This window comes from Bradyrhizobium sp. SUTN9-2 (genome assembly GCF_003122645.1).
GTDB classification, from domain to species: Bacteria; Pseudomonadota; Alphaproteobacteria; order Rhizobiales; family Xanthobacteraceae; genus Bradyrhizobium; species Bradyrhizobium yuanmingense.
In genome coordinates this window covers 1,954,637-1,966,402 of sequence record NZ_LAXE01000001.1, presented here as the reverse complement: position 1 = coordinate 1,966,402, position 11,766 = coordinate 1,954,637, and the positions used below count along the sequence as shown (strand labels likewise).

Annotated in this window: 8 protein-coding genes; 1 reads left to right on the top strand and 7 read right to left on the bottom strand. The window is 65.6% G+C overall.

The annotated features are described in order from the left end of the window. From XF30_RS09250 to XF30_RS09225, 6 genes are all read right to left on the bottom strand, one after another. Nucleotides 1–1,187: hydantoinase B/oxoprolinase family protein (locus tag XF30_RS09250; protein ID WP_109145629.1), on the bottom strand; the 1,187-nt coding region annotated here is incomplete at its 3' end. A 2-nt stretch (nt 1,188–1,189) separates the two neighbouring features. After that, on the bottom strand, nt 1,190–3,274 hold the full coding sequence (locus XF30_RS09245; RefSeq protein WP_109142490.1) for a hydantoinase/oxoprolinase family protein: 2,085 nt from the start codon (nt 3,272–3,274) through the stop codon (nt 1,190–1,192). A gap of 140 nt (nt 3,275–3,414) precedes the next feature. Further along, nucleotides 3,415–4,236 carry an NAD-dependent protein deacetylase gene (locus tag XF30_RS09240; RefSeq protein ID WP_109142489.1) on the bottom strand — a complete coding sequence of 274 codons (822 nt, stop codon included), beginning with the start codon at nt 4,234–4,236 and terminating at the stop codon, nt 3,415–3,417. A gap of 74 nt (nt 4,237–4,310) precedes the next feature. After that, entirely contained in the window at nt 4,311–6,110 is a 1,800-nt protein-coding gene (locus XF30_RS09235; RefSeq protein WP_109142488.1) for a cation:proton antiporter domain-containing protein, read from the bottom strand. Between the two features lie 131 nt (nt 6,111–6,241). Further along, a complete protein-coding gene (locus tag XF30_RS09230; protein WP_109142487.1) occupies nt 6,242–7,078 on the bottom strand; it encodes an SDR family oxidoreductase in 837 nt (278 codons plus the stop codon). A 70-nt stretch (nt 7,079–7,148) separates the two neighbouring features. Then, on the bottom strand, nt 7,149–8,462 hold the full coding sequence (locus tag XF30_RS09225; RefSeq protein WP_109142486.1) for a solute carrier family 23 protein: 1,314 nt from the start codon (nt 8,460–8,462) through the stop codon (nt 7,149–7,151). 126 nt (nt 8,463–8,588) lie between these two features. Here XF30_RS09225 and XF30_RS09220 point away from each other — a divergent pair, with 126 nt between their 5' ends. Continuing rightward, nucleotides 8,589–9,923, top strand: coding sequence for a dicarboxylate/amino acid:cation symporter (locus tag XF30_RS09220; protein ID WP_109142485.1), 1,335 nt, complete (start codon nt 8,589–8,591; stop codon nt 9,921–9,923). Nucleotides 9,924–10,115: 192 nt separating this feature from the next. On the opposite strand, the gene XF30_RS09215 is transcribed toward XF30_RS09220, so the two are convergent. Further along, nucleotides 10,116–11,729 (bottom strand): ABC-F family ATP-binding cassette domain-containing protein, encoded by a 1,614-nt coding sequence (locus XF30_RS09215; RefSeq protein ID WP_109142484.1) that lies wholly within the window; start codon nt 11,727–11,729, stop codon nt 10,116–10,118. Nucleotides 11,730–11,766: the final 37 nt, after the last annotated feature.

Genomic DNA, 11,766 nt, shown 5'->3' with positions numbered 1-11,766 from the left:
CGCGCACCGGTGCCGCCGTTGGAGGTGACTGCCATCGAGAACCCGTAATTGCCGCCGGCGCCGGAGCGGGTCTGGCCGCGCACGTTGAGATTCCACAGGCAGGAGGTCCCTTCCGCAGGCACGCGCTCGGGAATGATCTGGCGCAGGCAGCCGAACACGACGTCCGGCAGCATCTGGCCGATGACGTGGCGCGACGCCACGGGCGCCGGCTTCGGCGCATTGAGGATGGCACCGGCCGGCGCAGACACCGTCAGCGGCGAGAGCGAGCCGGCATTGTTCGGGATCTGCGAGGCGACGACGCAGCCGAGGCCGAACACGGTATAGGCGGTGGTGTAGGACAGCGGCACGTTGATGCCGAATTTTGACGCGGCGGACGTGCCGTCGAAATCGACGTGGATGCCGGTATCCGAGATGGTCAGCGTCGCCGCCAGCGTCACCGGGGCATCATATCCGTCGACCACCATGGTGTTGCGCCAGCTGCCCTTCGGCAGCTTTGCAATCTCGGCCAGCACGGCCTCGCGCGAGCGGTCGCAGATGTAGTCGCCGAGCTCGTCGAGCGTCTCGATGCCGAACTCGCTCATCATCTCGACCAGGCGCTCGCAGCCAACGTCGTTGCAGCCGGCGAGCGAATAGGTGTCGCCCTCGGTGTCGATCGGAAGCCGCGTGTTGGTGCGGATCATCGCCATCAGCGTCTCGTTGACGACGCCCTGGTCGATCAGCTTCAGCATGGGGATGTAGAGCCCCTCCATGAACACGTCGGTGGCATCGGGCCCGAAGCCGATACCGCCGATGTCCATGAGATGGCTGGTGCAGGAGAACAGTGCGACGACCTTGCCGTCCTTGAAGCAGGGCGTGGTGACGACGAAATCGTTGAGATGACCGGTCCCCATCCAGGGATCGTTGGTGATGTAGGCATCGCCCTGCTTCATCGTCTCGATCGGGAAGTGAGCGATGAAGTGCTTGACCGATTCCGCCATCGAATTGACGTGGCCGGGCGTGCCGGTCACCGCCTGCGCCAGCATCCGGCCCCTGAGGTCGAACACGCCGGCCGAGAGGTCGCCGCATTCGCGCACGATCGGGCTGAAGGCGGTGCGCAAGAGCACCTGCGCCTGCTCCTCGACCACGGCGATCAGCCGGTGCCACATGATCTGAAGGTCGATCAGGCTCGCGCCATTTGCCTTGCTCATGATCAGGCCGCCTTTCGTTCCATGACGATGCTGCCGGCACCGTCGATATGGGCGTCGAAACTGGTGGAGACGAAGGTCGAGGTTTCGTCTTCCGCGATCACGGCGGGGCCTGCGATGGTCGCCCCTGGCGCCATGTCCTCGCGCCGATAGAGCGGGATCTCGATCACTTCGCCGGCCCGGCCGTCGAAGAATTTTCGGCTGCCGGACGCCTTGGCCGCGGGCTGGCGCGCCACGGAAGCGACGGCGGGCGGATTGCGCGCCTCGGTGGTCGCGAGCACCGACCAGCTCAACACCTCGATCGCCGCGCCCGGGATCGGTCGCTCGAACATCGCCGAATAGTCGGCCTCGAACTTTTGCCGCAGACCGGCGAGATCGGCCGTCGTCAGCGGACGGTTCGGCAGCTCGACGGTGATCTCGTGGCCCTGGCCGACATAGCGCATGAAAGCCGCGCGGCGCTCGCGCACCGGCGCGCCGGCCGCGCCCGGCTCGACCAGCGCGCGCGCTTCGGTCACCATGTCCTGAAGCAAGTCAGAGACCGCCTCGGTATCGAAATCATCGAGCCGGACGTGACGGCTGCGCACCAATTCATACGCGATGGGAGCCGCCAGAAATCCGACCGCCGAGCCGACGCCGGCGTTCGAGGGCACGATCACGCGGGAGACGCCGATCTTCTCGGCAACGCGCGCCGCATGCAGCGGCGCGGCGCCGCCGAAGGCGATCAGCGTGTGCTGGCCGACCACCGCGCCGCGCTCGACAGCGTGCACGCGCGCGGCGCTCGCCATGTTCTCGCAGACCACCTCGTGCACGGCATAAGCCGCTGTTTCCGCCGACAGGCCGAGCGGCGCACCGACATCGCGCAGCAGCGCCTGTTTCGACAGCTCCGGATCGAGCTTGATCGTGCCGGCCGCAAAGGCGTCAGGATCGATCATTCCGAGCGCAACGTCGGCATCCGTCACCGCGGGGCGCTGACCGCCGCGGCCATAGCAGGCCGGTCCCGGCTCCGACGAGGCGCTCTCCGGGCCGACGGTGACGCGCTTCATCGCGTCGACATGGGCGATCGAACCGCCGCCGGCGCCGATCTCGACCATCTCGATCACGGGGATGCGCACCGGCAGGCCGGAGCCCTTGAGGAAGCGCGCGGCGCGATCGACCTCGAACACGCGCGAGGTCTCGGGCTGGTATTTCTCGATCAGGCAGATTTTCGCGGTGGTGCCGCCCATGTCGAAGGACAGCACCTTGCTCTCCCCGAGTCGCGCCGCGATCTGCGCCGCGAAGATCGCGCCGCCGGCCGGCCCGGACTCGACGAGACGCACCGGAAAGCGCCGCGCGGTCTCGATCGAAGTGACGCCGCCGCCGGAGGTGACGAGGTAGATCGCGCCGCGGAACTGCTCGACCTGCAGGACGTCGGCCATGCGGGCGAGATAACCGTCGATCAGGGGTTGCACATAGGCGTTCGCGACCGCAGTCGATGTGCGCTCATATTCGCGAATTTCGGGACAGACGGCGGAAGACAATGTGACGGAGATGCCGGGCATCTCCTCGGCCATGATCGCCGCTGCGCGTCGCTCGTGCTCGGGATTCGCGTAGGAGTGTAGGAAGGCGACCGCGACGCTCTCGACGCCGAGTTCACGCAATTTCGGCGCGAGCGCGCGCACGGCCGTCTCGTCGAGCGGGAGGCGGACGGCGCCGTGGGCGTCGATGCGCTCGGGCACGGTGAAGCGGAGGTCGCGCGGCGCCAGCGGCTTCGGCTTGTCGATGCTGAGATCGTACTGGTCGTAGCGGCTCTCGGTGCCGATATCGAGCACGTCGCGAAAGCCTTCGGTTGCGATCAGCGCCGTCTTGGCGCCGCGCCGCTCGATGATAGCGTTGGTCGCAAGCGTCGTGCCGTGGATGAAGACGTCGATATCGCTGATATGCGCGCGCGCATCGGCAAGAATGAGCCGCATGCCGTCCAGCACCGCCTGCTCGGGCCGCTGCGGCGTCGTCAGCACCTTGCGGGTTTTGCGGTCTTGTCCCACGTCCAGCACGATGTCGGTGAACGTGCCACCGATATCAACGGCAAGCCGCACCTCGGCTCCCTCGAGCATTCCAATTTCTCCGTGCTGATCGTCAAGTTCGGGTCCAAAAGCACAGCAATTCCCGTGCCATGAGGCATGCCTGCAACGCTGTGCCCGGCTATTTTGCGCGGCACCTATGCAATAGGCAAGGCGTGTTCGCGCCTGAGCGATCAGAGCAGGAATGCAAGCGCCGCTTCACAGCGCTCCTCAACCTTCAGCGTCAGGAGATCGTCGGCGCGCGTGCGGCCGAGATTGACCGCGGCGATGGGGATATTGCGCCGCGCGGCGGCTTGGACGAAGCGGAAGCCGGAATAGACCATCAGTGACGAGCCGACGATCAGCATGGCATCGGCTTCTGCCAGATGATCCTGCGCCGTGGCCACCACCTCGCGCGGCACGTTCTCACCGAAGAACACCACGTCGGGCTTGAGGATGCCGCCGCAGGCTTGGCAAGGTGGCACCTCGAAGGAGGAAAAATCCTCGTGCTCCAGATCGGCGTCGCCGTCGGGTGCATCCGCGGCATCGAGCGTCAGCCATGCCGCATTGGCGCGGCCGAGCGCGTGCTGAAACTCCTCGCGCGACGTCTTCGCCCCGCAGCCCATGCAGCGGACCAGATCGAGCCGGCCGTGCAGGTCGATCACCTGCCGATGGCCGGCCGACTGATGTAGCCGGTCGACGTTCTGGGTCAGCAGCATCCCGCACCGGCCGTTCGCCTCGAGCCGGGCCAGCGCGCGATGCGCATCGTTGGGCCTCGCCCGGCCGAACCGCCGCCAGCCGATCAGGCTGCGCGCCCAATAGCGGCGGCGGGTTGGCTCGTCCGACATGAAGGCCTGGAAGTTGACGGGCTGGGTCCGCTTCCAATTGCCCTGGCTGTCGCGATAGTCGGGAATCCCGGAATTGGTGCTGCAGCCGGCGCCCGTCAGCACGAACAGGCGTTCGTGCCGGCCGATGAAATCCTGGAGCGGAGGTTTTCCCGGAGGGGCATTCGTCATGGCGCATGATGTAGTTCGCGCCGGCCCGTTTTGCCAGATGACGACAATCCCGGCGCATGGCGGCCGCATAGCCGCTATCGCGGCGACCGCCGTCCCGTGAGATCGAGCGGACGAGCTTTCTCTTGTCCCGCGATCCGCGCGGCCTGCTGCAGCGTCAGCCTGAACTCGTCCCGCTTCTCGTGCACCGAGGCGATCGCATGCCCGACTGCAACGCCGAGGCCGACCAGTGCGGCTTCGGAGAGCTGCAGGCTCGCCTCGATGGTTTCCGGCACCGCATCGGTTGCGCCGATCGCGTAGAGGTGCCGGGCATGATCGGCGTCTCGCGCACGCGAGACGATCAGCACGTCCGGCCGCACCGCCCGGATCCGCTCGACGACGGCATCGATCGCCGGCCGCGACTGGATGGTGATGATCACGCCGGTCGTCTGCATCAAGCCGCAGGCTTCGAGGAAACCCGGCTCTGTCGCATCGCCAAAATAGACCTTGTGACCGTCGCGGCGATCACGCGCCACGTCGACGGCCGCGTGATCGACCGCGATGTAGTTCAGGCCATGGCTGGTCAGCAGGGAGCAGACCACCTTTCCAACACGGCCATAGCCGACCACGATGGCTTGCGCCCGGTCGCTGGGCGGCCGGACCGCGAGCTCGGGATCGGGCGTGCGTTCGCTGCTCAGCTTCGCGGCCAATCGTCGCCCGAGCATGCCCAGAAGCGGCGTCAGGGCCATCGTCACGGCGGTGACGGCGACGGCAAAGCTCGACACGCGGGGCTCGATCATGCCTCCGGCCGCCGCCATTCCGATGCTGACGAAGGCGAATTCGCCGACGGGGCCCAGCAGGAAGCCGATCTCGATCGCCGCCGGCCATGACAGCCTGAAGAGGCGCCCCAGGATGATGAGCACGATCGCCTTGCCGACGAGAATGCCGACGACGGCGGCCAGCAGCCAGCCGGGGTCGCGCAGGAACACGCGGACGTCGATCGCCATCCCGACGGTGAAGAAGAAGATGCCCAGCAGCAGGCCCTTGAACGGCTCGACAGTGGCCTCGATGGCCTTGCCATATTCGGTTTCCGCCAGCATCAGTCCTGCAACGAAGGCTCCGAGCGCCATCGACAGGCCAGCCTGGTGGGCGGCAAGGCCTGCGCCGACGATGACGAACAAGGTCGCGGCAACGAACAACTCCGTCGAATGGGTGCCTGCGACCATCTGGAAGAGCGGACGCATCAGCAGCCGTCCGACCAGAGTGAGGAAGGCTACCGCCAGCACAGCCTTCAGGACCGCACTGGAGATGTGCGCCACGACCGAGCCACCGCTTCCCGCGCCGAGCACCGAGACGAAAACCAGAATGGGGACGACTGCGAGGTCTTGAGCCAGCAGCACCGAGAAGCTGGCGCGCCCGGCCGAGGTGGAAAGTCGCCTCTCGGCGGACAAGAGCTCGAGCACGATCGCCGTCGAGGACAGCGCAAGGCTCGCGCCGAGGATCACGGCCGTATCGGAGCTCTGCCCGAAGAGAAGCGCCACGCCGAAAATCATGGCCGACGTCGCGAGGACTTGCAGGCCGCCGAGCCCGAACACCAGACGCCGCATCGTCATGAGCCGTCTGAAAGACAGCTCGAGCCCGATCAGGAATAGCAGGAACACGATGCCGAGATTGGCGATACCCTCGACGTTCTGGGCGTCCGTCACGGTGAACCAGTACAGGACCGGGACGTCCTTGACGAGCGAGCCGAGCCCGAGCGGACCGAGAATGGCGCCGGCCCCGAGATAGCCCAGCACGGGATTGATGCCCCAATGCCGGACCATTGGCACCACCACGCCGGCAGTCCCGAGCACCACCAGCGCGTCACTATAGGCATTGATGTTGATGGTTGTGGTCACGGGCCCTTCACGTGTCGGCGCCCGCCAATAGCGGCAGCGCCATCCACGGTCGATAGCACACGGCGCCGCAGATCCCCAACCGGTCGCGCCCCTCTATCCCACGCGAGGCGCGCGCAACCCCAAGCCGGTTTTCAGCTTGCCCAGTTCTCCCGAAACTCTGGAAACAGCGTCAGGCCCCCGCAAGCATAGACGGTCTGGCCGGTGATGTAGCTGGCGTCGTCCGAGGCGAGGAAGGCGAACACCGCGGCGATCTCTTCCGGCGTGCCGACGCGCCCCATCGGAATGTGGGAGGTGACGACGCCGCGCTTCTCCGGATCGCCGGTCCAGGCCGCATTGATCGGCGTGTCGATCGCGCCGGGACCAACCGCATTGACGCGGATGCGCTGGCCGGCGAATTCCAGCGCCAGCGTGCGCGTCAGATTGGCCATGCCGCCCTTGCTGATCGAGTAAGCGAGATAGCCGGGTTTGGGGATGATCTGGTGGACGCTGGAGCAGTTGATGATGCTGCCGCCTGCCCCGCGCGCGACGAAATGCGCCAGCGCCTTCTGCGAGCAGAGTACCGCGCCGTTGAGATTGACGTCGATGATGCGGCGATAGGTTTCGACGTCGAGCGCCTCGCTCGGCGATTCCCGCTGGAAGCCGGCATTGTTGACGAGACAGTCGAGGCGCTTGAAACGCGCCAGGACCGTCTCGAACATCGCGGCGATGTCCTGCTCATTGCCGATATCGGCCTTGACGACGATATGGTCGAGCCTGCCGTGGCCGCGGTCGGCGGATGCGGTTCGTGCGAGCGCGAGCGTCTCGTCCGCCCCCTCGGGACTGCCGAAATAATTGATGGCGACGGTCGCGCCTTCCTGAGCGAGCCGGATGGCGACGGCACGGCCGATGCCTTGTGAGGCGCCGGTCACCAGCGCGTACTGGCCGACGAGGCGCGAGGGAAACGGGGTCGAGCGTTCGGTTTGCGGCATGTGTTTTCTCCGGGATGCATCATCATGGATGGAACCGGCGTTTTGTTCCATCCCTCGCAGATGCCGGGATCTAGTCAGCTCGCTGCGCGCGCGGCGAGGTCAAGATCTGATAGAGGATGATCGCGCCGAAGGTCGCGGTGCCGATGCCGCCGATCGTGAATGCACCGAATTTGAGCGTGAGATCGCCGGCCCCTGCGATCAGCGCCACCGCGACCGTGATGAGGTTCGCAGGATTAGCGAAGTCGACCTTGTTCTCGACCCAGATTCGTCCGGCCATCGCCGCGATCAGCCCGAACAACACGGTCGAAAGCCCACCGATGACGGGACCCGGGATGGACAGGATGAGCGCGCCGAATTTCGGCGAGAAGCCGAGTAGGATCGACACCAGGGCTGCGAACGCAAACAGCAGGGTCGAATAGACCTTGGTCGCCGCCATCACGCCGATGTTCTCGGCATAAGTGGTGACGCCGGTACCACCGCCGCACGCCGCCACGATGGTAGCTAAGCTGTCGGCGAACAGAGCGCGGCCAAGATAAGAATCGAGGCTTCGGCCCGTCATGGCGCCCACGGCCTTGATGTGCCCGAGGTTCTCGGCAACGAGAATGACCGCAACCGGCGCGATGAGGAAGATCGCATCGGCATGGAAGCTCGGCGCAGTGAAGTTCGGCAGCCCGAGCCACGGCGCGGCCGACAATTGCGTGAAATCGATCGGCTTGCTGAAACCGAGGCCGTTCGCGAAAAGCAGGTACAAAAGATAGCCGCCGACAGCGCCGAGGATGATCGGCAGGCGGCGCCACAGGCCTGGCGCTGCAACGGCCACCACGCCGATGATCAGCACGGTGGCGAGCCCGATCCAGGTGTCGAAGGCATTGGCGCTCACTGCCTTGACCGCCACCGGCGCGAGATTGAGACCGATCGCGGCGACGACAGCGCCGGTAACGGCCGGCGGCAGCAGCCGCTCGATCCAGCCGACACCGGACCACATCACGACCAGCGAAATCAGGCCATACAGCACTCCGGCGCCGACGATGCCGCCGAGCGCAACCGACAGGTTCGGGTTCGGCCCCTGCCCGGCATAGCCGGTGGCGGCGATGACGACGGCGATGAAGGCGAAGCTCGAGCCGAGATAGCTCGGCACGCGCCCGGCGACGATGACGAAGAAGATCAGCGTGCCGACGCCGGAGAACAGAACTGCAACGTTGGGATCGAACCCCATCAACAGCGGCGCGATGATCGTCGCACCGGACATCGCGACGCAATGTTGAAGACCCGAGACGATGGTCTGGCCCCAGGACAGCCGCTCCTCCGGCATAATCACGCCCGAGGTCTTGAGCTTCCAACGTGGAAAATAACTCTGCTCGTCCGAGCCTGTTGCGATCGTCATGTTCCCACCCAAGTTCGACGCAACGACCGATGGTCGTGCCAACAGACAAAAATGTGATTGTCGCTTCTGCGGCGCCCATCACATGATGCAAATCATCCACGATCAATCCGTTCCCGAGCCTACATTATGACACAGATTGCGATCCCGTCAGCCATCCAGCGCCGGCACCAGCCCTGGTACAAGATCCTCTACGTCCAGGTGCTGATCGCGATCGCACTCGGCGTGCTCATCGGCTATCTCTATCCCGATCTCGGCAAGGCCTTGAAGCCGCTCGGCGACGGCTTCATCGCGCTGATCAAGATGATGATCGCGCCCGTGATCTTCTGCACCGTGGTGCACGGCATCTCCTCGATGGGCGATCTGAAGCGGGTCGGCCGGGTCGGGCTGAAATCGCTGATCTATTTCGAGACGGTCTCGACCGTGGCCCTCGCGGTCGGCCTTCTGGTCGGGGAGATTCTGCAGCCCGGGCGCGGCTTCAACATCGATCCGGCCACGATCGACCCGAAATCGGTGGCGACCTACGTCACCAAGGCCCACGAAGAGGGCATCGTCGCCCATCTGATGGCGATCATTCCCGACAGCTATCTCGGGGCGATCGCGCGCGGCGACCTCTTGCAGGTGCTGCTGATCTCGATTCTCTCCGGCTTCGCCATCGCCTTTCTCGGCAAGGCCGGCGAGCCCATTGCGGACGCGATCGACAAGGCAGCGAAGATGTTCTTCGGCATCATCCGCATCATCGTGCGCGTCGCGCCGATCGGCGCCTTCGGCGCCATGGCGTTCACCGTCGGCGCCTACGGCCTCGGCTCGCTGCTCAATCTCGCCGCGCTGATCGGCACGTTCTATCTGACCAGCATCCTGTTCGTGCTGATCGTGCTGGGTTCGATCGCCCGGCTCGCCGGCTTCTCGATCCTGCGCTTCATCGCCTATATCAAGGACGAGCTCTTGATCGTGCTCGGCACCTCGTCCTCCGAGACCGTGCTGCCGCAGATGATCCAGAAGATGGAGCATCTCGGCGCCTCACGCTCCGTGGTCGGCCTCGTGATCCCGACCGGCTACAGCTTCAACCTCGATGGGACCAACATCTACATGACGCTCGCGACGCTGTTCCTGGCGCAGGCGACCAACACCCATCTGACCATCTGGCAGGAGCTCGGCATTTTGGGCATCGCTATGATCACCTCCAAGGGGGCCTCGGGCGTGACCGGCGCCGGCTTCATCACGCTCGCTGCGACGCTGTCGATCGTGCCTGATATCCCGATCCAGTCGATTGCGATCCTGGTCGGCATCGACAAGTTCATGAGCGAATGCCGCGCGCTCACCAACCTGATCGGCAATGGCGTTGCCTGCGTGGTCATCAGCATCTCCGAAGGCGAGCTCGACCGCGACGCGCTGCACGAGACCATGGCGCATCCGCTGGAGATCGGCGAGGCGCTGGAGCCGGGTGGAGGCGCGGCATCCTAGGCCGCGCAATCGGTGGGCAGACGAAGCCTGGTTCCGATGCGGTAGTTTCCCGGAGTAGAAAATCGATGCGGCCCGCGTCACAACAATGGCGTTGGGATCACGGATTTATACTCATTTTTTTCCGCCCGACGCGCTGGGGGCAGGGCGTCGGGCTTTTGAAAATCACAGCCAGATCCAGAGCGCCAGGCGGGATCAGACGATCCCGCCATCGATGCGCGGCAAATTGGCGGCAAGTTCGATCCGCCGCGTGATCCCGATCGCCTGCAGGAACGCCTCGTCATGGCTGACGACCAGCAGTGCGCCGTCATAGGCCCGCAAGCCGGCCTCGACGGCTTCGATGGACTCGAAGTCGAGATGATTGGTCGGCTCGTCCAGGATCAGCAGCGACGGCGGCGGCTGCCCGCCCAGCACGCAAGCGAGGCCCGCGCGGAAGATTTGCCCGCCGCTCAGGCTCCCGGCGATTTGCAAGGCGGCATCGGCGCGAAACATGAACCGGGCCAGCGCGGCATGGCACTCGTTCGCACCGGCCTTCGGATTGAGACGCCGAAAATTGTCCAGGATGGAGCGCGCCGGGTCGAGCAGGCTGACCTTCTGGTCGAACAACGCGAAATCCGGCCTGAGCCGCACGATGCCCGCAAGCGGACGCAGCTCGCCCACAATGAGCTTCAGCAGCGTCGTCTTGCCGGAGCCATTGGGCCCGACCAGCGCGACGCGCTCCGGCCCGACCACCGCAAATGAGAGGTCGCGCACGACTGGCTGCTCCGGCCAAAAGCCAGCGCTGACACCGTCAAGCCAAAGCACCTCCCTCCCCGCCGGCAGGTCGGTTGCGGGCAATTTGACCGAGAGCGGCTGAAGAACCTCGACGCGCCGGCGCGCCGTGTCGATGGCTTGAAGCGCTTCCGCGCGCTGCCGCTCGGCGATTTGCGCATTCTTGCCGCCCGTGTCCTCGCTGCGATCCTTGCGGGCGCCGGCCAGGATGCGCGGCATGTCGCCCTTGGCGCGCTTCTTTCTGCCGCCGCTGTCCTTGCGCGCTTTCTTCTCCGCGGCCTCCTGCGCCCTCCCGTCGATCTCGGACAGGCGGTTCTCGGCATGCGCGAGATCGTGCCTCACAGCCGCGAGCTCGATGGCCTTCTGCGTTCGAAAGCTGCTCCAATTGCCACCATATCGCGTCGCGCCGAGCGACGTCAGCTCGACGATCGCATCCATGGTGTCGAGCAGTGTCCGGTCGTGGCTGACGATAATCGCGCCGCCGCGCCAGGCAGCCAGCAGATCGGTGACGGCCTTGCGTCCGTCCTGGTCGAGATTGTTGGTGGGCTCGTCCAGCAGCAGGAAGTCAGGCGCAGCGAACACCAGCGCGGCGAGACGAACCCGTGTGATCTGGCCACCGGACAGGCACGACAGCGCCGTATCGGGAGACGGATCGAACCCGAGGCGCGCCAACGCGGCCTCAAGCCGCGTCTCGAGCGTCCAGTCGACCGCAGCGACCTCGTCGGCGGAGGCGTCGCCCCGCTCGGCACGGCGCATCAACTCGAGCGCCGGCCGCACGCCGAACAGATCCGCCACGGTCCCGCCGGCAAGAACCTGCACGTCCTGGCGCAACAAGCCGATAGTGCCGTTGATCAGAACGCGTCCCGACTGAGGAACATGTTCGCCGAGCATCGACGCAAGCAGCGTCGTCTTGCCAACGCCGTTACGGCCGACGAGACCAGTTCGCTCGGCGCCGAATGTCAGATCGAGGTTTGAGAAAAGAGAGCGCCCGTCAGGCGTGGACAGCGACAGGTTCGACAGGACGATTGAAGCAGGCATGGAATTCCCCGTGAGCAAGGCGGATGGGCGTTGCGGT

Bases quoted from the DNA above. Each gene is read 5' to 3' on its own strand.
- XF30_RS09245 (WP_109142490.1), bottom strand. From the start codon at position 3,274: ATGCTCGAGGGAGCCGAGGTGCGGCTTGCCGTTGATATCGGTGGCACG.
- XF30_RS09240 (WP_109142489.1), bottom strand. From the start codon at position 4,236: ATGACGAATGCCCCTCCGGGAAAACCTCCGCTCCAGGATTTCATCGGC.
- XF30_RS09230 (WP_109142487.1), bottom strand. From the start codon at position 7,078: ATGCCGCAAACCGAACGCTCGACCCCGTTTCCCTCGCGCCTCGTCGGC.
- XF30_RS09225 (WP_109142486.1), bottom strand. From the start codon at position 8,462: ATGACGATCGCAACAGGCTCGGACGAGCAGAGTTATTTTCCACGTTGG.
- XF30_RS09220 (WP_109142485.1), top strand. From the start codon at position 8,589: ATGACACAGATTGCGATCCCGTCAGCCATCCAGCGCCGGCACCAGCCC.
- XF30_RS09215 (WP_109142484.1), bottom strand. From the start codon at position 11,729: ATGCCTGCTTCAATCGTCCTGTCGAACCTGTCGCTGTCCACGCCTGAC.